Raw genomic sequence first — 23,438 nt, 5'->3', positions numbered from 1 at the left:
CACAACTAAGTAAAAGTCAGCCGCCCGTTTTCGGGCGGCGAATCCACCATTATCTATGACAGGCAGTTAAGCAATCTGATGACAATTCGTGTGAGCAGTCTGGTGACAGCTCATGAAATCATTAACAACATCCCACACGGGATGTGTGAGTAGAAATATTATATGTATATTGCCATGAGTTCTGAAACTAAGTCACATCCCACACGGGATGTGTGAGTAGAAATGATTTTAGTAATTTTGATACTTCAAATGTAACTAAGTCACATCCCACATGGGATGTGTGAATAGAAATGAAATAAAAGTATTGAAAAGGTAAACATTATTTGTTCAGTGGTGGGGCTGATTCTCCATTTGACAATCATCTGGAAGAATTATCAAGATGTGCAGTAGAAGTATATCATGTGTTACATTTTTGAAAAAACAAAAAAAGTCTTGACACATTTCAAAGCTTATAGTATAATGAATTTCGTTGATGACGTGGGATCTTAGCTCAGCTGGGAGAGCATCTGCCTTACAAGCAGAGGGTCACAGGTTCAAGTCCTGTAGGTCCCACTTATTTTTATCAATATTTATGGCGGGATAGCTCAGTTGGCTAGAGCACGCGGTTCATACCCGCGGTGTCGCTGGTTCAAATCCAGTTCCCGCTATTTTTTATTGCATTTAAGCCGGACATATGTGGTTTGATGTATGGTTTTGGACAGTGGAAACGGATAGATACTTATAATTTAATAGACGAACGGACAAGGTCATTATGCAAAGCTGCCTCGTATTTTACACAACTTGTGTTGATACATTGATTCTTTACTCAAAGGGCGCAGTTACTGTATAATGGCTTTTTTATGTTGCTCATGTAAATTTTTGTGAAGAAAAACTTTTCTCCCGCTATCGGATGTGGTAAACTGAAAAAGGAAAAATAAAAAGTAGAATAAGAATTCGCATAGTGCGGAGTTTGGAGGACCTATGAGAATTGGAAATGGTTATGACGTACATCGTCTTGTAGAAAATAGAAAGTTGATCCTTGGTGGTGTGGAGATTCCTTATGAAAAGGGACTGCTTGGACATTCGGATGCGGATGTATTATTACATGCCGTAATGGATGCACTTCTTGGAGCAGCGGCTCTTGGAGATATTGGAAAGCATTTTCCAGATAATGATCCGGCATACGAGGGAGCAGACAGTATGAAACTTCTTGAAGAGGTTGGAAAGCTGTTACAGGAGAAAGCATATTTTATTGAAAATATTGATGCGACAGTGATTGCGCAAAGACCAAAGCTTGCATCGTATATTCCACAGATGAAGAAAAATATTGCGAATGTACTTGGAATTCAGGAAGGCCAGGTTAATGTGAAGGCTACTACGGAAGAAGGTCTTGGATTTACCGGAGAAGGTCTTGGTATTGCGGCATCTTCTGTGTGTCTTCTTTCAGAAATTCAGAATTATGTTGGGGCAGATGTTCTCATGGAAGACAGAAACTGTGCCGGCTGTGGAGGCTGCGCCAGATTTGGAGGAACGAGAGAATGATTGTCTGGGATGACGGAACAAAAAAGCAGAGAATTTATGAAATGTGGCAGGACAATTTTCATGATCCGGTCTCATACGCAGATTTTTATTTTAAGGAAGTATATGGAAAGAATGAAGTCTTAATAAATCAGGAAGAAGATGTTGCAAAGGGTATGTTACATTTGAATCCTTATCTGCTTCATGTACATGAACAGCCGGTTAGGGCAAAGTATATTGTTGGGGTAGCGACCGATAAGGAATACAGAAGACAGGGAGTGATGAAGGAGCTTTTAATAGAAAGTTTTCAGACACTTCGCAGCAGGGGAGAATGCTTTACGTACCTGATGCCGGCAGATGAGAATTATTACCTGCCGTTTGATTTTCGATTTGGAATGACACAGATAGAACAGGAGGTAGAGTATCTGCCAGATCTGTATATACCAGAAGAAAGAGAAGCGGAAAAGTATACATTTAAAGCGGAGATTTCTGAAGCAGAACTTGAGAAGATTACAGCACAGGAAAATGCGGTTAAAGATACGGTATTTGATATTTATACAGACATTTCTCCAGACTATATTCGAAGAATGGAAAAAGAAGTGGAAAGTGATTTTGGGCAGGTTCTTTATGTTTTTGAAGGAGAAAAGTATATTGGAAGAACTGCGGTAGGTGCAGAAGACAGCTATTTTGTCCTGTCTCAGGTCTTTTGTGCAGACGATACGAAAAGAGAAAGCTTTTTAGAACAGACCATGCTGTATTGTGAAAAGAAGTATCACTATAATCGTTATCAGCTTATTCTTGATACATCATGGAAGGATGCCACAGATAAAATTGGATTACAGGGATGTTTTCGGTATATGCCTGCTAAACGGGTAAAGAAGATTATGTTCCGCTTGTTAGATTTAGAGAAGCTTAGTGTATTTTTAAAGTGTAACGTGCCAGGGGCACAGGGATACAGTACATTGGAAGAGAAGACAGCTGATGGTGAAGAAGCTATTTGTGAAGCAGATATTTATATAGAAGACAACTATCTGGAAGAACAGAGTGGGGTATACCATTTTCTGCTGAAAAATAGAAAAGTTTTAATTCAAAAGACAGGGGATACAAAAGGAGACTGTAAAGAAAGTATTTCTGTTGCAGCATTTACAGAATATCTTTTTGGCGCTGAAGAAGAGTGCGTAGATGATTGTACTACGTTATCAGGAGAGACAAAGGATTTGTTAAAAAATATTTGTCCGCTTTCAAAAAACTGTATCATGGAGATTGTTTAAAAGTTTTTTGGCATATGATTAGAGTTTTGTTTCTGTTATCAGGTATTTTCTTTGATTTCTTTATTGACAAAAGTGAGGAAATTGAATAGACTAAAAAGTACGTAAATAAAGACGGCGGAAGGCTTCGTCTCAGGGAGGCGGAGCTTTTTCATTGATAAAGGAGGATGACTATGAAACTGTATAATACACTTACCAAACAAAAGGAAGAATTTGTTCCGGTACACGAAGGAAAGGTTGGTATGTATGTTTGTGGACCTACCGTATATAATTATATCCACATCGGTAATGCAAGACCAATGATCGTGTTTGATACAGTAAGAAGATATTTTGAATATAAAGGATACGATGTAAATTACGTTTCTAACTTTACAGATGTAGATGATAAGATTATCAAGAAGGCGAATGAAGAGGGCGTACCGGCTTCAGAGATTTCAGAGCGTTTTATCGCAGAATGTAAGAAGGACATGGAAGGGCTTAATATTGAGCCTGCAACACACAATCCAAAGGCAACTGAGGAAATTGACGGAATGATTGCCATGATCTCTACATTGATTGAAAAAGGCTATGCTTATGAGAAGAATGGTACAGTATATTTCCGTACCCGTAAGTTTAAGAATTATGGTCAGCTTTCTAAGAAGAATCTTGATGACATGAGAGCAGGAATCCGTATCGCGGTAAGTGATGAAAAAGAAGATGCGATGGACTTCGTATTATGGAAGCCAAAGAAGGAAGGCGAACCAGCATGGGTATCTCCTTGGGGAGAAGGCCGTCCGGGCTGGCATATCGAATGTTCCGAGATGTCTAAGAAGTATATCGGGGACACGATTGATATTCACGCAGGTGGAGAGGATCTGGTATTCCCTCATCATGAGAATGAGATTGCACAGAGTGAGGCCTGCAATGATGAGAAGTTTGCAAATTACTGGATGCATAACGCATTTTTAAATATTGACAATAAAAAGATGTCTAAATCAGCAGGGAACTTCTTTACGGTAAGAGAAATCAGCGAGAAGTATCCTTTACAGGTAATTCGTTTCTTTATGCTCAGCGCCCACTACAGAAGTCCGTTAAACTTCAGCGATACTTTAGTGGAAGCGTCTAAGAACGGCCTTGAGCGAATTCTTACTGCTGTTGATCATTTAAGAGAGGTTCTTACAGCAGCTCCAGAAGGTGAGCTTACAGCAGAGGATCAGAAGCATATGGAAGAAGTAACTTCATTAAAAGAAAAATATGAAGCGGCTATGGAAGATGACTTCAATACAGCAGATGCTATTGCTGCAATCTTTGAGCTTGTAAAACTTGCTAATATTACAGCGGAGAGTGGAAGTAAGGCATATGTACAGCATCTTTTTGATACGATTGTACAGTTGTGCGATATCCTTGGTATTATCACAGAGAAAAAAGAAGAACTTCTTGATGATGATATCGAAGCATTGATCGAAGAAAGACAGGCAGCAAGAAAGGCAAAGAACTTTGCACGTGCAGATGAAATTCGTGATATGTTAGCAGATAAGGGAATCATTCTTGAAGATACAAGAGCAGGTGTCAAATGGAAACGTGCTTAAAAGGGATTGCAGAACATTTTCCTTTGACGGAAAAAGAGCTTCGGGGCTATTCTTCCCTGGGGCTTGCCTATATTGGAGATTGTATCTTTGAGTTGTTTGTCCGTACAATGGTTGTGACAAAGGGGAATGATAAGGCGAATCACTATCATCAAAAGACGATTGGTTACGTTAATGCAGCAGCACAGACAGAGATGATGGAGATAATAAAGCCTCTGCTTACCGATGAAGAAAAAGCAGTTTTTCGTCGTGGAAAGAATGCAAAGTCTTTATCTCCGGCTAAAAATCAGTCCAGTCACGATTATCATATCGCAACAGGTTTTGAGGCATTAATGGGGTATTTATATCTTTCCGGCCAGATGGAGCGGTTAGAAGAATTAATCCGTATCTGTCTGTCCGAAAAAGCAAATAGAAATGAGGAATAACATGGCATACGAAGAATGTACTGTCGTTGGGCGTAATGCAGTTTTAGAAGCATATCGTTCCGGTAAAACGATTGATAAATTATTTATTTTAGATGGCTGTCAGGACGGACCGGTCAGGTCAATCCTTCGTGAGGCCAGAAAAAGGGACACATTAATTAAGTTTGTCTCTAAAGAGAAGCTTGACTCTTTATCTTCTCACGAAAAGCATCAGGGTGTTGTTGCGATTGCAGCCGCTTATGAATATGCAACGGTAGAAGATTTATTTAAAAAAGCAGAGGAAAAGGGCGAAGCACCATTCTTTATTCTTTGCGATGAGATTGAAGATCCACATAACTTAGGAGCAATCATTCGTACCGCAAATCTTGCGGGCGCACATGGCGTTATTATTCCAAAGAGACGTGCGGTAGGACTTACCAGTACGGTAGCTAAAGTATCTGCCGGCGCACTGAATTATACACCAGTAGCTCGTGTGACAAATCTTTCAAGAACAATTGATGAACTGAAAGACAAAGGTATGTGGTTTGTCTGTGGTGATATGGGTGGAGAACTCATGTATGATCTGAACCTTACCGGTTCGATCGGTCTTATCATCGGAAATGAAGGCAACGGTGTAAGCCGCCTTGTAAAAGAGAAGTGCGATTATGTTGCTTCTATCCCAATGAAGGGAGATATAGATTCTCTGAATGCTTCTGTAGCAACAGGAGTACTTGCATTTGAAATCGTAAGACAGAGAATGGGGAAATAGTTCTGAGTAGTTCTGGTTTAATTCGGTGACAGACAGACACCCTCGAAGAAAAAAGATACCCTATATTTGTGACTTTAGTCGCAGCGGTTTGAATGCTCGCTTTATGCGCTCGCATCCAAACCTTGCTTTAAGGCCACAAATATAGGGTGTTTTTTCTCTTTGGGAGTGTCTGTTTTGCCTACGGCAAATTACGATTATCTATCGAAAATTAGTCTTTTTAAAGTCATTGACATCTCTTTCTTTACGGAATTCCTGCTTCTTCACCATTGCGATCAACTCTGGTTCCTTTTTAAGGGAATAGGCAAGAGCATGATAATGCTTTAATATATTTTTTTGAAATATAGGTGTGATCTCGGCATAATTTGCAAATTGTGCGAGATTTTGTTTGTTAAGAGCCTTATGCTCCTGAAAATGACATTCAGCCTCTTTGGCAAAGTCATGATACAATTCTTTTTCTTCCGGTGTTTCTAAAGCAGCGATAATCATCTCATTTTTCATGTCACAGGAAAATGCCTGTAATTTCTTTAATGAGATGCGGTGGCGCATCAGGGTAAGCTTCAAATAGCGGTACCATGTATTACGGAACTTGATATAGTATTCGCTTACGCCTCCATCGTAAACGTCAAGACCTTTACAGAAGTTAAAGTTTCTCTTCATGTAAGTGTAATCAAAGAGAATATTCTGTATAAGGTAACTGATAAAGTAACCTGCCCGATAAAGTGGAGAGGTGTACTTATCATAATAAAGATAATCATCAAAATCGACATGCAACTTTTTGATTCTCCGAAACTTGATGTAATGATGAATACGGTAAGTAACATATATGATAATGATAATACCGATAAATGCGGCGCGGTAAAGGTTACGATGTACGCCGGTCATAAAAACAGATCGTGAAAGACCATAGATAGCGGCAGCGCATGCGGCTACAATGGTAGCAAACATTTCAAACATAACACACATTCCTTTCTTAATTGTTTATCTCAGTCGCGAAGACTCCCATCTCTTTCAGGTGGTGAGTGACAGCAAATTTGTCTCAGTGGGAGTCCAATCTCCGACTGAGATAAACGCTCCGCGAGGATGCGCAGTGATTCTGTAAAGAATATGTCAGCTTACGCTGACCAGAATCACGCGCCAAGTCTCGCGGCTGCTCGACTTGAATATCATATCGTATTTTTGTGAAAAAAACAATTGCTTTATATGATGTGTTCCTGTAAAAATTTAATAAAAATACACAGTAAGTAAAAACAAAATATGGCAAGTGATGATAAGAGAAGGACAAAAGGCTATTGACCTTTCTGTAAAAATACGATATGATAGTAAACAAACATACGTTTGTTAGATAGGAGGGCACATATGAGAAAGATAAAAGTGATTTTAATGTCAGTATTTCTGGCTTTTTTTATAGCAGGATGCAGTTCAGGTACTTCAGCTGAGTTTTTTGAAAGTGGAAGCCAGATTTCCGGGAAGACGGAGCAGTCAGATTCCGGTATGGAAGTACATTTTATTGATGTAGGGCAGGGAGATGCTACTTTGATAAAAGCTGGGGATCATGCGATGCTGATCGATGCGGGTGATAATAGTGAGGGAACAGCGGTACAGTCTTATTTGAACAGTCAGGGTATAGAGAAGCTTGATTATGTCATCGGTACCCATCCGGATGCGGATCACATCGGAGGTCTTGATGTTGTAGTTTATAAGTTTGATTGTAAGAAGATTTTTATGCCGGGAGTGACTTCGGATACGAAAACATATGATGATGTTATGCAGGCATTGAAGTCTAAGAATCAGAAGGCACAGGCGCCAAAGCCTGGAGAAACATATACATTAGGAGATGCGTCTTTTACAGTGATTGCTCCGGTGAAGGGCTATGGAGATGAGACGAATAACTGGTCGATTGGAATGGTACTTCAATACGGAGAGAATCGTTTTCTGTTTACAGGTGATGCAGAGAAAGAAGCAGAGGAAGATATGTTAGCGAAGGGGGAAGATATTTCCGCAGATGTATATAAGGCATCTCATCATGGAAGTAAGACGGGTTCCTGTGATGATTTTCTTGATAAGGTACATCCTTCTTATGCGGTAATCAGTTGTGGTGAGGGGAATAAGTACGGGCATCCTTCTGCCCAGACATTAACTAATTTCCGAAGCAGAGGGATTAAGACATTCCGTACCGATAATCAGGGAACGATTGTGGCATATAGCGATGGAAAGAATATTACATGGAATGTTTCTCCGGATACAACCTGGACACCGGGAGAGCCAAAGGGTTCTTCGTCTAACTGGAATTCCTCATCGAAGAATATTTCTAAGGGAAAGTCAGGGGATAGTTCAAAAAATACTTCCAAAACACAGGTGTCTTATGTTATAAATGAAGACACAGGCAAGTTTCATCTGCCATCCTGTCGTTTTGTAAAGCAGATGAATGAGGAGAATCGTATTACATCTTCAAAAAGCAGGAATACTTTGATAAAGGAAGGGTATGAAGCCTGTAAAGTATGCGAACCGTAGATGAGGATTTGCAGATTTACAGATATGGAATGAAAGAGAATAAAGATATGATAAAGGAGAACGATTGAGTATTATGATGAAAGACGGAAAAAGTATTGTTTTGATCGGTATGCCCGGTGTAGGGAAGAGTACGATCGGTGTTATTTTGGCAAAGGAGATCGGTTATCAGTTTCTAGATGCGGATCTTTTGATTCAGGAACAGGAAGGAATGTTGTTGAAGGATATTATCGCAACAAAGGGGCATGATGGTTTTCTTGCAGTAGAGAATCAGGTGAATCGTGATGTGGATGCGAAGCATTCTGTTATAGCAACAGGTGGAAGCGCAGTCTATTGTGAAGAAGCGATGTTACATTATAAAGATACATGCCAGATCGTGTACCTTCGCTGCCCATATGAGATTTTGTCAAAGCGTCTTGGCGATTTAAAAGGAAGAGGTGTGGCATTAAAAGAAGGGCAGACATTGCTTGATCTATACGAAGAGAGAAGTGTTCTCTATGAGAAATATGCGGATATTATCATTGATGAAGATAACAAAGGAATTGAAGAAACACTGGAATTACTGAAAGAAAAGTTTTGTTAGCACATCCATAGGCTGATACCGCTCGGCATGTCAGTGTGTGAAACGAGATTAAAAAGTCATTATGAAAAGCTGCTTTATATTACTATCTAATATGAGAATATGTAGTATCAGATGGTTGGGAGGTAGTTGTTGCATAATGGCTTTTTTCGATTTGTGACTTTTGGTGACTTTGCTTCGTTTGCCGGATTTCACAGTCAGGGAAATTTGGTGTACTAATCCTTTTCACAGTCAGGGAAACCAGGTGTATTAATCCTTTTCACAAGCAGGGAAATCAGACAGATAATTGATTTTCAGAAAGCTCGAAAAAGGACGTATTAAAAAAGCAGGTAATTCTTACTATAATGGCGTTGTAAACAAAAAGTGCTTGAAACACTTACAAAGCCACAGGCAAAAATTAAAAGCAGATTTAAAAAAGGAGGATTACATGATGAATGGAAATTGGTTGGGATTAGACGGACAGGTTGTTATCGTAACAGGTGGTGCTTCCGGAATCGGAAAACACGTAGTAGACACACTTGTAAAGGTTGGAGCAAAGGCAGTTGCAGTCGATCTTAATGTAAAGACAGGAGATGAGCTTGACGGAGCATATTGTGTGCAGTGTAATGTTACTGATCCGGAAAGTGTAAACCAGATGGTACAGGCTGTTCTTGCAAAGTATGGTAAGATCGATGCATTAGTAAATAATGCAGGAATTAATCTTCCAAGACTGCTTGTTGATGTAAAGGGAGAAAAACCAGAGTACGAATTAAACGAAGATTCTTTCGGAAAAATGTTTGCAGTTAATGTAAAGGGCGTATTCCTCTGTGCACAGGCAGTTGCAAGAGAACTCGTAAAACAGGGACATGGAGTTATTCTTAATATGTCCAGCGAGTCCGGAAAAGAAGGTTCTCAGGGTCAGTCAGCATACTCTGCTACAAAGGGAGCAGTAGACAGCTTTACTCGTTCCTGGGCAAAGGAACTTGGAAAGTACAATGTACGAGTTGTTGCATGTGCTCCTGGTATCATGGAAGCAACAGGACTTCGTACCGCTGCTTACAATGAAGCTTTAGCTTATACAAGAGGGGTAAAACCAGAAGATTTATCTACAGACTACAGTAAAGTAATTCCAATTGGAAGAGATGGAAAGCTTGATGAGGTAGGAAGCCTTGTAGCATACCTTGTATCTGATCAGGCAAGCTACATCACAGGAACAACAGTTAACATTTCCGGAGGAAAGTCCAGAGGATAATTACTTCAGGATAATTACTTCATAGGAATGGAAAATGGAGAGAAGAAGGAGGTAAGCTATGATAAAGATGGCGTTGGTGATTGGACTTGCATTTGTAATCCAATTTGTGTTAAGCAGTTTTCAGATGAAGAATTTCAATAATGAATTTGTCAGAATGAGACGGAAGGGCAAGGTGGCGATCGGCAGAAAGTCCGGAGGATTCCATGCAGGAGCAATTGTAATGTTCCGCATAGATGATGAGGGGATTATTCAGGAATCCAAAAAGATAGAAGGGACAACATTTCTGGCGAGAGTGAAAAATTTTCCGGGATTTGAAGGACGATACATTGGAGAATTATCTGTAGATGATGTAGAAAAAGGGCATCGAAATCTGAGAAAAGCAGTAGAGGACGCAGCGCTGACTTATAAGAAATATATAGCAGGAGAAGAAATAGCACAGCCTCCTTCCAATTTCCAGAAAGCAGGCAATATCGTAACAAATCTATTTAATCGACGCGCAGGAGCGTAAAGAGGGAGGTAACTATGAATATTTTAGTTAAATTAGCGTCAGGATTTATGAATCTTTTTACATTAGGCGGAGAGCAGTTTGTAAGCTGGGTTACAGGAATCATTCCAACTGTCCTGATGCTGTTATTATTAATGAATGCAATCATCGCATTAGCAGGAAATGAATCTGTAAATAAACTTGCAAAAGTATGTACAAAGAATCCGGTTCTCCGTTATCTGGTACTTCCATTTGTATCTGCATTTATGTTAGGTAACCCAATGGCTCTTTCCATGGGTAAGTTCATGCCAGAATTTTATAAGCCAGCATATTATGCATCTGCAACATATCACTGTCATACAAACAATGGTATTTTTCCACATATCAATGCTTCAGAGCTTTTTGTATGGCTTGGAATCGCAAATGGTATCTCTGCATTAAATCTTGATACAACACCATTAGCAGTACGTTATCTTTTAGTTGGTCTTGTAGCAAACTTTATTTCAGGATGGGTGACAGAATTTACTACAAGATATGTAGAGAAGCAGCAGGGTGTAAAACTTAGCCGCACATTAAAGGCATAGGAAGATTAGAAGGAACGATAAGGGAGGAACGAAAATGTCAGAATTAAGAGCAATCAGAATAGAAAGAGGCCCACAGGGATTTGGCGGACCGTTAATTATCCGTCCAACAGAACAGAAAAATAAAGTTATGTATATTACCGGTGGTGGAACTGCACCGGAATGTCTGAAGAAAATCGTAGAACTTAGTGGAATGACACCAGTAGATGGTTTCCATGGTTCAGCACCAGAAGAAGAACTTGCTATGGTTATCGTAGACTGTGGAGGAACATTACGCTGTGGTATTTATCCACAGAAAAGAATTCCAACAGTAAACGTTATGCCGGTAGGTAAATCAGGACCACTTGCAAACTTTATCACAGAAGATATCTATGTATCTGCTGTTACATCCAAACAGATTTCTCTTGCAGATGAAGCAGATGTAGAAGAAGCTGCAAAGTCTGTAGAGACTTCTGAGAAGAAGGAAGAAAAAACAGTGAAGTTTAATGCAGATCAGAAAGTATCAGAAACACTTGCTGCACAGGAAAACAAATCTATCATCACAAAAGTAGGTTTAGGTGTTGGTAAGTTTGTAAATACATTTTATCAGGCAGGTCGTGATGCGATTCAGACATGTATCACAACACTTCTTCCGTTCATGGCATTTGTATCTTTGTTAGTAGGTATCATTAACGGTTCTGGTTTTGGTAATGCATTTGCAAAATTACTGACTCCATTAGCAGGAAATGTTTTTGGACTGGTTGCTCTTGGTGTCATTTGTTCTATTCCTGGATTATCTGCATTACTTGGACCTGGAGCGGTTATTGCACAGATTGTTGGTACATTGATCGGAACAGAAATTGGAAAAGGAAACATTGCTCCTCAGCTTGCACTTCCAGCACTTTTTGCAATCAACTGCCAGGGTGCATGTGACTTTATTCCAGTAGGTCTTGGACTTGCTGAAGCAGAGCCTGAAACAATTGAAGTTGGTGTACTTTCCGTTATGTATTCCAGATTTTTAACAGGCTGGATTCGTGTATTAATTGCATATGCAGCAAGTTTTGGATTATACGCTTAAGTAAATAAAACAAAAAGTAAATAGAGGATGTCAGAGAAGAGGAATGCTCCGGCATCCTGCTCGACTTGAATAAAATATTAAAATTAGCTCTTACATGTATTGGAGAATGTGTTACAATTAAAAGGAGCAAACTGTAGAAAGGATAGAAGAATCATGGCTATAATTTATGAGAACAAAGTAAAAGAACTTGGAAAAGATATTATGATGATGAATGGAGGAGACTTCATTATTATTTTTGGAGACAGTGCTCCGGCAGAATTAAGAGATTATTGTTACTCTGTTGATGTGAATCCGATTAATGGAGAAATCAAGGCAGGACAGACATTAAAAATTGATGAAAATGAATATAAGATTACCTGTGTCGGAGAAGAGGCACCGGTAACACTCGCAGGTCTGGGTCATTGTACGATCCGCTTTAATGGCATGACAGAAGCGGAACTTCCGGGAACTCTTTATGTAGAGGAAAAACCAGTTCCGGAAATCAAGATCGGTACAACAATCCAGATTATAGAATAAGTAGTAATTCAGAATTATTGATGATTCGTTTTGGTGAATGGATTCTGAATAATTACAGAAAATATTAATACGAAACCAAAACATAACCAGAAAATCTGAAAAGGATAACGGACAAGGTATGAAAAATTTATTTGGTGACAACAGACAGGCTAACATCCTGTCTGTTTTGCGAAAAAGTTCTACATTAAATATTGAGACACTGGCAGAACGATTTGGCGTAAGTGAGCGTACAGTTCGGAATGATATAAAAGACATTAACAAAGAATTAAAAAACAGTGGCCTGATAGAAATTAATCAGGGAAAGTGCGGTCTTAGAGTGTTTGATACGAGAGACTTTCAAAATGCGTATGCCCGTATTATAGAAACAGATGATTTGATGAATTCTTCCCACAAGAGACAGGAGTATGTTTTTGCGAAGCTTATGAGAGCGATGGAGCCGGTACTTACAGATGACCTTGCTTATGAGATGAATATAGGGCGAAGTACATTGATCAGTGACTTAAAAAAGCTTCGCCAGACAATGGAAGACTACGAGCTTGAGATTGTTGGAAAGACCAGTAAGGGATTAGCTCTTGCCGGTTCGGAACTTAATATTCGAAAGTTTGTTATGGAGAATCTTTTTGACTCTATTTATCAGAATTATCCCCAGGATGAATTGATGCTAAAAGGGATCAGAGAAGCGCTGGCTGAACAGAATTTTGAAGAATCAACACAGAAAATGTTTGAGAACTATATGACATTAATGTTTGATCGTTTTCTTACGGGACATATCATTACCCGTATGCCGGAAAAGTATTATAATTTAGTATCAAGAAACAGTTTTTCATTTGTGAATCAGTTAATTGATAATCTTTCAAAAGAATTTTACATTGAAATTCCAATAGAAGAAAAAATATTTGTTTTTTTGCCGATCATTGGTATGCGTACACCTGCAGACAGTAAAAATATGTACAGCATAGAACTCGATGAGAAGATTCATCCATTACTGAAAAAGATTGTAGAGGGGATTCGTCTGGAATTAAATATTTCAATTGATCCTCATGAATTTGCAGAGAAGTTTATGTATCATATTATGTTTATGATAAACAGGCTTCGTTATAATGTACACATTGATAATCCGATGTTTGAAGACATTCATTACAAATATCCGCTTGCATTTAAAATGGCAGAAATAGCGGCGAGAGTAATCGGTGAGGAAGCGGAAGTTGCAGTGACACAGGCAGAACTTGGGTATCTGGCAGCTTATTTTGGGGTGTTCCTTGAAGTAAATACTTTGAATCAAAAGCAGCAAAAGATTGCAGTGATCAGCGATAAGGGAAGAGTTACAGCACAGTTATTTGCTGTGCAGATTCGTAAAGTAGTTGACAGCAGCAGTCAGCTTGATATACTGGCACCGTCTGAAGCAGTCAGTGATATTCTTGATCAGTATGATATTGTAATCTGTACAACGGAGCACATGATAGAATGTGAATGTCCGGTTATTTATATTCATGAGATTTTTGATGAGAATGAACTGAAAAACAAGCTTCGCCAGGCGAAGTTTTGTAAAGGAACAGATGCGGTGATTCTTGATGATAATTGGTATGTAATGGCTAATATTTTAAAAGAAGATACCTTTTTTAATCTTTCAGAACAAAAAGATTATATTTCCGCTTTAGACCAGATGATGGATACTCTTTGTCAAAATGGATATGTTGATGAAGACTTCAAAGAACGGGTATGGGAAAAAGAATCGAAATCCAGTATGATCATTGACAATATTGCGATTCCTCATGCTGTACAAAAGGCAGGAGATGCCATTGTGTTATCTGTGGGAGTATTTCGTGAGCCGATGCCATATAAAAATGACAATATTCAAGTTGTGTTTTTGCTGGCGCTCCCGGAAGAAATTCGAGATGAAAATCTTTTGATCTGTGTCTATGATGAGATTATGTCACTTGTAAAAAATGATGAGCTCATTGAAAAAATTACGCATTCAGGGAATTATATTGATTTTATGAAGGTATTATATAAGAGAAATTAATTGTCTGCTTAAGAGAATGTTGCAAAAACAGCCATGTACTATAACAAGGATTCCCTAATAGTACATGGTATATCTCATTTCACATTTGGTATATATAATGAAAAAGAGAATTATCCAATAATATTCATTGGATAACTCTCTTTTTCTTTTTCAGCATAGATATAAGCTGATGACGAGACTTGAACTCGAGACCTCCGCCTTACCAAGGCGACGCTCTACCGACTGAGCTACATCAGCAATTCAGATATACAAACCTGACAAAAAGGATTTTATCATGCCCTATTCGGTTTGTCAACGGAATTTTATTAAATTTTTAAAAAATATGTACTATTGGCACAATATGATGATACCAGGGTCAAAAGGTTAAAATACGGAGTAATTCGTGACATCAAATCAGGGAAAAAATACCTTTTATGATACCAAGGTCAAAAAATCAAAAATGCATATTTTTTGTCTTCTTGTCATATATTATTAGAAATCGCGATAGCGAAATAATAAGACAGGAGAAAAATATGAATAGAAAAAAACATGGGAATTACAGGCATATTTTACTGGTGTTAGTGTTGTGGCTTTTTTGGTTTCAGAATGTCAGTGCATCACAGATGCTTTTTCCATTTGTAGCGGACGACTGGATTTCTTTTGAAGGGCGTACTTTTTTACAGCTTCAGCAAGAGAAAAAACAGACAGAAATAAAAAAGCAGAGGAATCATAAAAAAAGTAATGAGAAAAGTAATAAAATAAGTAATAAGAAAAAAGTAAAAGAGACGATGGCGGTTCCGGTAAAATATGATAATGAAATCAGTGCCGGTGACCGCCAGATTCTTTATAAAGTGGTTTCTATGGAATGTGATACAGGGTACGAAGGTTCGTTAGCGGTGATTAGCTGTATGTTAAATCGTTTAGAATCTGACAAATATCCGGATGATTTAATGGATGTAGTGAGGGAAAAGGCACAATTTAGTGCATATTATGACAAAAAAACTGAGACATATCCATATATAGACAGAAAGCCATCTCAGGAATGTATACAGGCGGTAGACGATGCGCTTGCCGGCAAAAAAAGAAATCTGCCTTCTTATATCATGTATTTTCGTGCTTCTTCGTATAAAAAGCTGAAAGGTTATAAGAAATATGGGCAGATTGGAGACAATACTTACTTCTATAAAGAAGAAGACCGTTGATTTTCACTTGTACAGGAAAAATAAGTATGATATGATAGAACGCAGTTAAAGGGAATCGAAGCCTTTATAGAATTACAGGAGGATGAGAATGGAAGAAAAAGAAAAAGTATCGAAAAATTTTATAGAGATGGCGATTGATAAAGATTTAGAAGAGGGTGTGTATGATCATGTCATGACCAGATTCCCTCCGGAACCAAACGGATATCTTCATATCGGACATGCAAAGTCTATTTTATTAAACTATGGGCTGGCACAGAAGTATCATGGCAAGTTTAATCTGCGTTTTGATGATACGAATCCTACAAAAGAAAGAATGGAATTCGTAGAATCTATTAAGAAAGATGTGCAGTGGTTAGGGGCAGATTATGAAGACAGACTGTTTTTTGCATCCAACTACTTTGATCAGATGTATGAGGCAGCCGTTTCTTTGATTAAGAAAGGAAAAGCATATGTCTGTGATCTGTCCGCAGAAGAAATTCGTGAATACAGAGGAACATTAAAAGAACCTGGGAAAGAAAGCCCATATCGTAACCGTTCTGTAGAAGAGAATCTTGAACTTTTTGAAAAGATGAAGAATGGTGAATTTGCAGATGGAGAGAAAGTACTTCGAGCAAAGATTGATATGGCTGCCGGTAATATTAACATGAGAGATCCGATTCTCTACCGCGTTGCACATATGACACATCATAATACAGGAGATAAATGGTGTATTTATCCAATGTATGATTTTGCACATCCAATTGAAGATGCAATCGAGGGTGTAACACATTCTATCTGTACGCTGGAATTTGAAGACCACAGACCTCTTTACGACTGGGTTGTAAAAGAAGTTGGTTTCGAACAGCCTCCAAGACAGATTGAATTTGCAAAAATGTATTTGACCAATGTAATTACCGGAAAGCGCTACATTAAAAAGTTAGTAGAAGATGGTGTCGTAGATGGATGGGATGATCCACGTCTCGTATCCATCGCAGCTCTTAGAAGAAGAGGTTTTACCCCGGATGCTATCCGTACTTTTATTGAGCTTGCAGGTGTTTCTAAAGCACAGAGTTCTGTAGATTATGCGATGTTAGAATTCTGTATTCGTGATGATTTAAAACTTAAGAAGTCTCGTGTGATGGCAGTTCTTGATCCTGTAAAGGTTGTTATTACAAACTATCCGGAAGGACAGATTGAGTACCTGGATGTAGAGAATAATAAAGAGAATGAGGAGTTGGGAAGTCGTAAAGTTGCCTTTGGTCGTGAACTTTATATCGAAAGAGATGATTTTATGATTGACCCTCCAAAGAAATATTTCCGTATGTATCCGGGAAATGAAGTTCGTCTTATGAATGCTTATTTTGTAAAATGTACAGATTACATTACAGATGAGAACGGCAAAGTGACAGAAATCCACTGTACGTATGATCCGGAAACAAAGAGCGGAAGCGGATTTACCGGACGTAAAGTAAAAGGAACGATTCACTGGGTATGTGCAGATGAATGTGTAGATGCAGAAGTTCGTTTATATGAGAACATTGTAGATGAAGAGAAAGGTGTTTACAATGAGGATGGAAGTCTTAATTTAAATCCAAATTCTCTGACGATTCTTCCGGAATGTAAGTTAGAAGCTGGTCTGAAAGACAGCAAGGCTTATGATAGTTTCCAGTTTGTAAGACAGGGATATTTCTGCTGTGATGCAAAAGACAGTACAGAGGATCATTTGGTATTTAACCGCATTGTTTCTCTGAAGAGTTCTTATAAACCGAAAAAATAAGGTGTAAGCTCTCGGGAGTTGTTATGAACTTATCGTTATATTTATGACAGGATAGAATCGTGAAAGCCGCAGAAATACTTACTTTTTGCGGTTTTTACTTGAGTTTTTTTCTTGTTCATGTAATAATAAAGGCACGCTAAAATTTAGTTATTTAGATTGGCGAGATTATGAGTGAGGTGTAACCGTATGTACAAAATCGTAAAAAAAGAAACGCTTAACAGCGTTGTAGAACTGATGGAAATCCATGCTCCTTTCGTAGCACGTAAATGTGAGCCTGGACAGTTCATCATTCTTCGTGTGGATGAAGATGGTGAGAGAGTACCACTTACTATCGCGGATTATGACAGAGAAAAAGAGACTGTTACTATTATCTATCAGATCTTAGGATATTCAACAACTCTTTTAAGCCAGAAAAAAGAAGGCGAATATCTGGCAGACTTTGTAGGTCCTCTTGGAGTACCTGCATCTCTTGAAAAGAGAGAGAACAAAGTCATCGGTGTTGCCGGTGGTGTTGGAGCTGCCCCTCTGTATCCACAGCTTCGTAAGTTAGCTGAGAATGGAACAAAAGTAGATGTTATCATCGGTGGTAAGAGCAAAGAGTACGTTTTATGGGCTGATAAGTTCCGCGAATTCTGTGAGAATGTTTATATAGCAACAGATGACGGAAGCGAAGGAACAAAGGGATTTGTTACAACGGTTCTTCAGGATCTTTTAGATAAAGGGGAAGTTTATGATGAATGTATCGCTATCGGACCACTGATCATGATGAAGAATGTTGTGAATGTTACAAAACCTGCTGATCTTCATACAATGGTATCTTTGAACCCTATCATGATTGACGGAACAGGAATGTGCGGTGGATGTCGTGTTACGATCGGCGGAGAGACAAAGTTTGCCTGTGTAGACGGACCGGACTTTGACGGATTCCTTGTAGACTTTGATGAATGTATGAAGCGTCAGGGAATGTTTAAAGAAGAAGAACACGAATGTAAGATGATGGCACTGGGAGGAGAAGCATAAGATGGCAAAGAAGAATATGAGTCTGACAAAGGTTCCAATGCCGGAACAGGCACCAGACGTAAGAAATAAAAACTTTGATGAGGTTGCTCTTGGTTATACTGCTGAGATGGCGATGGAAGAAGCAACAAGATGTTTAAACTGTAAGAATAAACCTTGTGTAGGCGGATGTCCGGTAAATGTACCAATTCCAGGATTTATCGAGAAAGTAGCAGAAGGAGACTTTGAAGCTGCTTATGAGATCATCACAAGTGAAAACGCACTTCCTGCAATCTGTGGACGTGTATGCCCACAGGAGAACCAGTGTGAAGGTAAATGTGTGCGTGGTATCAAGGGCCAGCCGGTAGCCATCGGACGTATGGAGCGTTTCGTTGCAGATTATCATATGGAACATGCTGCACCAGTAAAGGCAGAGATTAAAAAGAACGGTAAGAAGGTCGCTGTAGTAGGTTCTGGTCCATCCGGAATCACCTGTGCAGGCGAGCTGATTAAGAAAGGTTACGATGTAACAGTATTTGAAGCTTTACATAAAGCTGGTGGTGTTTTAAGCTACGGTATTCCTGAATTCCGTCTGCCGAAAGCCTTAGTTGCAAGAGAAATCAAGAGCGTAGAAGATCTTGGTGTAGATATCGAGACAAACGTAATCGTTGGACGTTCTGTGACAATCGATGAACTGATGGAAGACGGTTACGAAGCAGTATTCGTAGGAAGCGGTGCAGGTCTGCCAAGATTCTTAAATATTCCGGGAGAAAACTTACTTGGAGTATACTCCGCTAATGAGTTCCTCACTCGTGTAAACCTTATGAAAGGTTACAAGTTCCCAGAAGTCCCAACACCAGTAAAGGTTGGAAAGAGAGTTGCCGTAGTAGGTGCCGGTAACGTAGCTATGGATGCAGCAAGAACAGCAAAACGTCTTGGTGCAGAAGAAGTTTATATTGTATACCGTCGTAGCGAAGAAGAAGCTCCTGCCCGTTTAGAAGAGCTTCATCACGCAAAAGAAGAAGGAATCATCTTTAAGTTCTTAAATAACCCTGCTGCGATTATTGGCGATGACAACGGCTGGGTAAAAGGAATGGAGATCATCAAACAGGAACTCGGCGAGCCAGATGCATCTGGAAGAAGACGCCCTGTACCGGTTGAAGGCTCTAACTACATCCTTGATATTGAGACAGTAATCATTGCGATTGGCCAGAGCCCTAACCCATTGATCCGCCACACAACACCAGGTCTTGAGTGCCAGAAGTGGGGCGGAATCATCGTAAACGAAGAAACTATGGAATCTTCCAAAGAGAACGTTTACGCTGGTGGAGACACTGTAACAGGGGCTGCTACAGTAATCCTTGCTATGGGAGCTGGAAAGAAAGCTGCCGCTGCAATTGATGAGAAATTGTCAAGTAAATAATTCTGATTTACCAGTTTGAATAAGACGGACGAACCTCCGAAATTTATAGTATGTAAAATGCTTCGTATCACTGCACTCTTAATGCTCACCCGCATTAAGAGCTTGCTCTAAGGCGCATTTTTACATACTATAAATTCCGGAGGTTCTGTTCATTTTAAAAACTACAAATTAGCGGAAAAACCTTAAACTTCTCAATAAAAAATTTTATGTATTGTTTATCTGATGGATTGGGGGATTTTTCAGAAGAAAATGATGTGAGCTTGCTTTTGCAAACAAGATGGAATATTATGTCTATAAAAATATATTGAACGGGAGATATTTAAAAAATGGAAGTACAGATTGAAGTGGGTAAGGGTATTCAATGTGATGGTATAGAGATTATGTTTGGAAATAGTATTTCGTCTGTTGTGAAAGCTGTGGGTGAAGTTGATAAGTACGAAGATAATTACTATTTTTACGAGTCATCACTTTTAGTACATGTAGATTCGAATAATTGTATCGATGAAATAGAAATTAGAAACGATGAAGAACATAGTCATGTTGTGATGTTAAATGGTACTAATATTTTTTCTGAGATGAAAGATGTTGTTATAGAATTGATTGTAAGATTGAATCAAAGCCCTGCCGAAGATGAATTGGGAACATATGAGGCAAAAAGAATTGGCCTGGCATATTCGTTTAGCATGACGGACGAAGAAATTAAAGAAATGATTTCTGAAGCAAAAGAAGAAGGAACATACGAAGAAATGAAGGAAGAAATAGAAGCGGATATTAAGAGGGCAAAATATCTGCAAACGATTTCTATTCGTAAAACCAAATAATAAAAAAGAACGAGAAGTCTTATTTTGAAGGTTTGAGAATAAACAGAACCACCGAATCCTGTCATATATAAAAATGTGCCTTTGAGCAAGGCCAAGCTGCGATTGAGCGGTTTGGATGCAGTGAAACGAAGCATTTTTATATATTACAGGATTTGGTGGTTCATCTATTTTTTAAAATTTAAAAAGTCAGATTTTTCGTTTATTTTTTGCAATACGTGAAATTGTATAATATTTAAGCCGGAATTTTATAAAAAACTGTTTTATTTGCCACGTTGACAAAAGTGGATTTATTTGCTAACATAATTTACTAATATTAGCTATATTTTTTAATCAATTATTCAAGGATGGAAAGGAAGAAAACAATGGGAAAAATCATTAAAGAAGCGATTACATTTGATGATGTATTATTAGTTCCAGGATATTCAGAAGTTATTCCGAATGAAGTTAATCTGGAGACAAAGCTTACAAACAAGATTAAGTTAAACATTCCATTTATGAGTGCCAGCATGGATACAGTTACAGAGCATCAGATGGCAATTGCTATGGCACGTCAGGGAGGAATTGGTATTATTCATAAGAATATGTCCATTGAAGCCCAGGCAGAAGAAGTAGATAAGGTAAAGCGTTCAGAGAACGGTGTTATTACAGATCCTTTCTATCTATCCCCGGAACATACTTTACAGCAGGCAGAAGACCTGATGGCGAAGTTCCGTATCTCAGGTGTTCCGATTACAGAGAACGGCAAGTTAGTTGGAATTATTACAAATCGTGACTTAAAGTTTGAGACAAACTTTAATAAGAAGATTAAAGAGTCTATGACTTCTGAAGGTTTAGTTACCGCAAAAGAAGGAATTACATTAGAAGAAGCAAAACAGATTCTCGGTAAAGCAAGAAAAGAGAAGTTACCTATTGTAGATGATAACTTTAACTTAAAAGGCTTGATCACAATTAAGGATATTGAGAAACAGATTCGTTATCCATATTCCGCTAAAGACAGCAACGGACGTCTTCTTTGTGGTGCGGCAGTAGGATGTACACCAGATATCTTAAATCGTGTAGATGAGCTTGTGAAGTCTCATGTAGATGTTATCGTTATTGATACAGCACATGGACATTCAGCTAACGTATTAAAGACATTTGCTTTAGTAAAAGAGAAGTATCCTGACTTACAGGTTATTGCAGGTAACATCGCAACAGCAGAGGGAACAAAGGCTATGATCGAATGTGGTGTTGATGCTGTTAAGGTAGGAATCGGACCTGGTTCTATCTGTACAACACGTGTTGTTGCTGGTATCGGTGTTCCTCAGGTTACTGCTGTTATGGATTGCTATGAGATGGCAGATAAGTATAATATTCCAATTATTGCAGATGGTGGAATTAAGTTCTCTGGTGATGTTACAAAGGCGATTGCAGCAGGAGCGAACGTTGTTATGCTTGGTGGACTTCTTGCAGGATGTGATGAGAGTCCGGGAGAGTTTGAATTATATCAGGGAAGAAAATATAAAGTATATCGTGGAATGGGCTCACTGGCAGCTATGGAGAACGGAAGTAAAGACCGTTACTTCCAGGCTAATGCGAAGAAGTTAGTACCGGAAGGTGTAGAAGGCCGTGTAGCTTATAAAGGTAAAGTGGAAGATACCATCTTCCAGCTTGTTGGAGGATTACGTTCCGGTATGGGATATTGCGGAGCAAAGACGATTCAGGAATTAAAAGAAAAGGGACAGTTTGTAAAGATTACAGCAGCTTCCTTAAAAGAAAGTCATCCTCATGATATTCATATCACAAAAGAGGCACCAAACTATAGTGTAGAATAATAAGAACGCAAAGGGCTGCGCAGATGGGGGAATCTTCATCTGCGCAGTTTTTTTACTTTATAGGAAAGTTTGATTTTTACTTTAGAAAGAGGTGATCAGATGTTTTTTTCCAGAGACCGGAAACAGGTCTGGAAGAATAATAAAGTGAGGAAAAGGAAAAAGTCTGGGAAAAAACGCAGAGGAAAGAAAAAGACATCAAATAGAAAGATATCAACTAGAAAGACGTCAAATAAAAAGCAGCTGATTATTACGGTTTTTCTTTTGGCATTATTTATTTCTGTTTTACATAATAGCCTACTTTGGATGCCGGCGAAAGTAGCAGGAACATCACAGGAGCAGGAAAAGGGAGAAGCATCCGGTAATCGAGTACTTCCCGCAGAGGATGGACCTTGTGGGAGACCGGAAATCACAGAAGACTTTTTAGATAAGAACCCATATAGCAGAAGCGGAATCGCCCTTAAAAAAGTAAAAGGTGTAGTGATTCATTATGTTGCGAATCCAGGTAGTACGGCAAAGGAGAATCGGGATTATTTTAATAATCTCCAAAATACACATACTACGAAGGCAAGCAGCCATTATATTGTCGGCTTAGATGGAGAGATTATTCAGTGTATTCCACAAAATGAGATTTCTTATGCATCGAATAACAGAAATAAAGATACGATTTCTATTGAGTGCTGTCACCCGGGAAAGGATGGAAAGTTTAATGAGAAAACTTATGATTCTGTCGTGCGTCTGACAGCATGGATTTGCAAGATGTATGGATTATCTTCCCAAAATGTGATTCGCCATTATGACGTTACAGGAAAAATGTGTCCTAAATATTATGTAAAACATGAGCAGGCATGGAGAGAATTTTGCAATAAAGTACAGGAATGTCTGGAAAAAAGATTGATTATAATAGAAAAATGAGATATGATAAAGAAACGTGAGTATCTATACCCATAAGTATTTGAATTATTAATTT

General features: G+C 38.7%; 21 protein-coding genes and 3 tRNA genes. 22 read left to right on the top strand and 2 right to left on the bottom strand.

All coding sequences use genetic code 11. The annotated features are described in order from the left end of the window. The first annotated feature begins 479 nt into the window (after positions 1–479). The 7 genes from FYJ25_RS11255 to rlmB all read left to right on the top strand — a co-directional run bounded on the left by FYJ25_RS11255 (position 480) and on the right by rlmB (position 5,500). Positions 480–552, top strand: a tRNA-Val gene (locus FYJ25_RS11255). A gap of 21 nt (positions 553–573) precedes the next feature. After that, positions 574–647, top strand: a tRNA-Met gene (locus tag FYJ25_RS11250). A gap of 313 nt (positions 648–960) precedes the next feature. Next, a complete protein-coding gene (ispF, locus tag FYJ25_RS11245) occupies positions 961–1,521 on the top strand; it encodes a 2-C-methyl-D-erythritol 2,4-cyclodiphosphate synthase (RefSeq protein WP_021906382.1) in 561 nt (186 codons plus the stop codon). Then, a complete protein-coding gene (locus FYJ25_RS11240) occupies positions 1,518–2,768 on the top strand; it encodes a GNAT family N-acetyltransferase (protein ID WP_154581331.1) in 1,251 nt (416 codons plus the stop codon). The genes ispF and FYJ25_RS11240 overlap by 4 nt, the downstream gene beginning before the upstream one ends. A gap of 170 nt (positions 2,769–2,938) precedes the next feature. Continuing rightward, a complete protein-coding gene (cysS, locus tag FYJ25_RS11235) occupies positions 2,939–4,333 on the top strand; it encodes a cysteine--tRNA ligase (RefSeq protein ID WP_154581330.1) in 1,395 nt (464 codons plus the stop codon). Continuing rightward, on the top strand, positions 4,318–4,755 hold the full coding sequence (locus tag FYJ25_RS11230) for a Mini-ribonuclease 3 (RefSeq protein ID WP_021906385.1): 438 nt from the start codon (positions 4,318–4,320) through the stop codon (positions 4,753–4,755). Before cysS ends, FYJ25_RS11230 begins: the two co-directional genes overlap by 16 nt. 1 nt (position 4,756) lies before the next feature. Next, positions 4,757–5,500 (top strand): 23S rRNA (guanosine(2251)-2'-O)-methyltransferase RlmB, encoded by a 744-nt coding sequence (rlmB, locus tag FYJ25_RS11225; protein WP_021906386.1) that lies wholly within the window; start codon positions 4,757–4,759, stop codon positions 5,498–5,500. 198 nt (positions 5,501–5,698) lie between these two features. On the opposite strand, the gene FYJ25_RS11220 is transcribed toward rlmB, so the two are convergent. Then, positions 5,699–6,454, bottom strand: a complete 756-nt coding sequence (locus FYJ25_RS11220; protein ID WP_154581329.1) for a hypothetical protein — start codon at positions 6,452–6,454, stop codon at positions 5,699–5,701. A gap of 402 nt (positions 6,455–6,856) precedes the next feature. Here FYJ25_RS11220 and FYJ25_RS11215 point away from each other — a divergent pair, with 402 nt between their 5' ends. The 8 genes from FYJ25_RS11215 to FYJ25_RS11180 all read left to right on the top strand — a co-directional run bounded on the left by FYJ25_RS11215 (position 6,857) and on the right by FYJ25_RS11180 (position 14,480). Then, entirely contained in the window at positions 6,857–8,011 is a 1,155-nt protein-coding gene (locus tag FYJ25_RS11215) for a ComEC/Rec2 family competence protein (RefSeq protein ID WP_154581328.1), read from the top strand. A gap of 73 nt (positions 8,012–8,084) precedes the next feature. Then, positions 8,085–8,591, top strand: a complete 507-nt coding sequence (locus FYJ25_RS11210; RefSeq protein ID WP_147607469.1) for a shikimate kinase — start codon at positions 8,085–8,087, stop codon at positions 8,589–8,591. A 427-nt stretch (positions 8,592–9,018) separates the two neighbouring features. Then, a complete protein-coding gene (locus tag FYJ25_RS11205; protein WP_021906390.1) occupies positions 9,019–9,819 on the top strand; it encodes an SDR family oxidoreductase in 801 nt (266 codons plus the stop codon). A gap of 58 nt (positions 9,820–9,877) precedes the next feature. Next, entirely contained in the window at positions 9,878–10,327 is a 450-nt protein-coding gene (locus FYJ25_RS11200; protein ID WP_021906391.1) for a transcriptional regulator GutM, read from the top strand. Positions 10,328–10,341: 14 nt separating this feature from the next. Then, complete coding sequence (srlA, locus tag FYJ25_RS11195) at positions 10,342–10,887, top strand: PTS glucitol/sorbitol transporter subunit IIC (RefSeq protein ID WP_147607425.1); 546 nt, start codon at positions 10,342–10,344, stop codon at positions 10,885–10,887. A 34-nt stretch (positions 10,888–10,921) separates the two neighbouring features. Then, positions 10,922–11,941, top strand: a complete 1,020-nt coding sequence (gene srlE / locus FYJ25_RS11190; RefSeq protein WP_096240495.1) for a PTS glucitol/sorbitol transporter subunit IIB — start codon at positions 10,922–10,924, stop codon at positions 11,939–11,941. A gap of 153 nt (positions 11,942–12,094) precedes the next feature. Further along, positions 12,095–12,457 carry a PTS glucitol/sorbitol transporter subunit IIA gene (locus FYJ25_RS11185; RefSeq protein ID WP_021906394.1) on the top strand — a complete coding sequence of 121 codons (363 nt, stop codon included), beginning with the start codon at positions 12,095–12,097 and terminating at the stop codon, positions 12,455–12,457. A gap of 118 nt (positions 12,458–12,575) precedes the next feature. After that, positions 12,576–14,480, top strand: a complete 1,905-nt coding sequence (locus tag FYJ25_RS11180; protein ID WP_154581327.1) for a BglG family transcription antiterminator — start codon at positions 12,576–12,578, stop codon at positions 14,478–14,480. Positions 14,481–14,644: 164 nt separating this feature from the next. On the opposite strand, the gene FYJ25_RS11175 is transcribed toward FYJ25_RS11180, so the two are convergent. After that, positions 14,645–14,717 (bottom strand) — tRNA-Thr (locus FYJ25_RS11175). Positions 14,718–14,992: 275 nt separating this feature from the next. Here FYJ25_RS11175 and FYJ25_RS11170 point away from each other — a divergent pair. The 7 genes from FYJ25_RS11170 (at position 14,993) to FYJ25_RS11140 (ending at position 23,383) form a co-directional block, all read left to right on the top strand. Further along, the gene (locus FYJ25_RS11170; RefSeq protein ID WP_157908570.1) at positions 14,993–15,661 is read left to right on the top strand and encodes a cell wall hydrolase; all 669 of its coding nucleotides are present in this window, start codon (positions 14,993–14,995) and stop codon (positions 15,659–15,661) included. 82 nt (positions 15,662–15,743) lie between these two features. Beyond that, the gene (locus FYJ25_RS11165; RefSeq protein ID WP_205677395.1) at positions 15,744–17,417 is read left to right on the top strand and encodes a glutamine--tRNA ligase/YqeY domain fusion protein; all 1,674 of its coding nucleotides are present in this window, start codon (positions 15,744–15,746) and stop codon (positions 17,415–17,417) included. A gap of 186 nt (positions 17,418–17,603) precedes the next feature. Then, complete coding sequence (locus FYJ25_RS11160; RefSeq protein ID WP_021906398.1) at positions 17,604–18,437, top strand: sulfide/dihydroorotate dehydrogenase-like FAD/NAD-binding protein; 834 nt, start codon at positions 17,604–17,606, stop codon at positions 18,435–18,437. 1 nt (position 18,438) lies between these two features. After that, complete coding sequence (gltA, locus tag FYJ25_RS11155) at positions 18,439–19,836, top strand: NADPH-dependent glutamate synthase (RefSeq protein WP_154581326.1); 1,398 nt, start codon at positions 18,439–18,441, stop codon at positions 19,834–19,836. A 326-nt stretch (positions 19,837–20,162) separates the two neighbouring features. Next, complete coding sequence (locus FYJ25_RS11150; RefSeq protein WP_096240485.1) at positions 20,163–20,657, top strand: hypothetical protein; 495 nt, start codon at positions 20,163–20,165, stop codon at positions 20,655–20,657. 362 nt (positions 20,658–21,019) lie between these two features. Continuing rightward, positions 21,020–22,471, top strand: a complete 1,452-nt coding sequence (gene guaB, locus FYJ25_RS11145) for an IMP dehydrogenase (protein ID WP_021906718.1) — start codon at positions 21,020–21,022, stop codon at positions 22,469–22,471. A 99-nt stretch (positions 22,472–22,570) separates the two neighbouring features. Continuing rightward, entirely contained in the window at positions 22,571–23,383 is an 813-nt protein-coding gene (locus tag FYJ25_RS11140) for a peptidoglycan recognition protein family protein (RefSeq protein WP_096240483.1), read from the top strand. The last annotated feature ends 55 nt before the right edge of the window (positions 23,384–23,438 follow it).

Origin of the sequence: Anaerobutyricum soehngenii (assembly GCF_009697165.1) — a bacterium.
In the GTDB taxonomy this organism is placed as follows: domain Bacteria; phylum Bacillota; class Clostridia; order Lachnospirales; family Lachnospiraceae; genus Anaerobutyricum; species Anaerobutyricum soehngenii.
The sequence above is the reverse complement of the archived record's forward strand: the minus strand, read 5'-3'. Positions and strand labels throughout refer to the sequence as shown.

What these genes read in the sequence shown, in the direction of transcription:
- FYJ25_RS11230 (WP_021906385.1), top strand. Translation starts at nt 4,318, where the DNA reads ATGGAAACGTGCTTAAAAGGGATTGCAGAACATTTTCCTTTGACGGAA.
- FYJ25_RS11210 (WP_147607469.1), top strand. Translation starts at nt 8,085, where the DNA reads ATGATGAAAGACGGAAAAAGTATTGTTTTGATCGGTATGCCCGGTGTA.
- FYJ25_RS11140 (WP_096240483.1), top strand. Translation starts at nt 22,571, where the DNA reads ATGTTTTTTTCCAGAGACCGGAAACAGGTCTGGAAGAATAATAAAGTG.
- srlA (WP_147607425.1), top strand. Translation starts at nt 10,342, where the DNA reads ATGAATATTTTAGTTAAATTAGCGTCAGGATTTATGAATCTTTTTACA.
- FYJ25_RS11180 (WP_154581327.1), top strand. Translation starts at nt 12,576, where the DNA reads ATGAAAAATTTATTTGGTGACAACAGACAGGCTAACATCCTGTCTGTT.
- FYJ25_RS11240 (WP_154581331.1), top strand. Translation starts at nt 1,518, where the DNA reads ATGATTGTCTGGGATGACGGAACAAAAAAGCAGAGAATTTATGAAATG.
- cysS (WP_154581330.1), top strand. Translation starts at nt 2,939, where the DNA reads ATGAAACTGTATAATACACTTACCAAACAAAAGGAAGAATTTGTTCCG.
- guaB (WP_021906718.1), top strand. Translation starts at nt 21,020, where the DNA reads ATGGGAAAAATCATTAAAGAAGCGATTACATTTGATGATGTATTATTA.
- FYJ25_RS11150 (WP_096240485.1), top strand. Translation starts at nt 20,163, where the DNA reads ATGGAAGTACAGATTGAAGTGGGTAAGGGTATTCAATGTGATGGTATA.
- FYJ25_RS11185 (WP_021906394.1), top strand. Translation starts at nt 12,095, where the DNA reads ATGGCTATAATTTATGAGAACAAAGTAAAAGAACTTGGAAAAGATATT.
- FYJ25_RS11160 (WP_021906398.1), top strand. Translation starts at nt 17,604, where the DNA reads ATGTACAAAATCGTAAAAAAAGAAACGCTTAACAGCGTTGTAGAACTG.
- srlE (WP_096240495.1), top strand. Translation starts at nt 10,922, where the DNA reads ATGTCAGAATTAAGAGCAATCAGAATAGAAAGAGGCCCACAGGGATTT.
- FYJ25_RS11200 (WP_021906391.1), top strand. Translation starts at nt 9,878, where the DNA reads ATGATAAAGATGGCGTTGGTGATTGGACTTGCATTTGTAATCCAATTT.
- gltA (WP_154581326.1), top strand. Translation starts at nt 18,439, where the DNA reads ATGGCAAAGAAGAATATGAGTCTGACAAAGGTTCCAATGCCGGAACAG.
- FYJ25_RS11220 (WP_154581329.1), bottom strand. Translation starts at nt 6,454, where the DNA reads ATGTTTGAAATGTTTGCTACCATTGTAGCCGCATGCGCTGCCGCTATC.
- ispF (WP_021906382.1), top strand. Translation starts at nt 961, where the DNA reads ATGAGAATTGGAAATGGTTATGACGTACATCGTCTTGTAGAAAATAGA.
- FYJ25_RS11170 (WP_157908570.1), top strand. Translation starts at nt 14,993, where the DNA reads ATGAATAGAAAAAAACATGGGAATTACAGGCATATTTTACTGGTGTTA.
- FYJ25_RS11205 (WP_021906390.1), top strand. Translation starts at nt 9,019, where the DNA reads ATGAATGGAAATTGGTTGGGATTAGACGGACAGGTTGTTATCGTAACA.
- rlmB (WP_021906386.1), top strand. Translation starts at nt 4,757, where the DNA reads ATGGCATACGAAGAATGTACTGTCGTTGGGCGTAATGCAGTTTTAGAA.
- FYJ25_RS11165 (WP_205677395.1), top strand. Translation starts at nt 15,744, where the DNA reads ATGAGAATGGAAGAAAAAGAAAAAGTATCGAAAAATTTTATAGAGATG.
- FYJ25_RS11215 (WP_154581328.1), top strand. Translation starts at nt 6,857, where the DNA reads ATGAGAAAGATAAAAGTGATTTTAATGTCAGTATTTCTGGCTTTTTTT.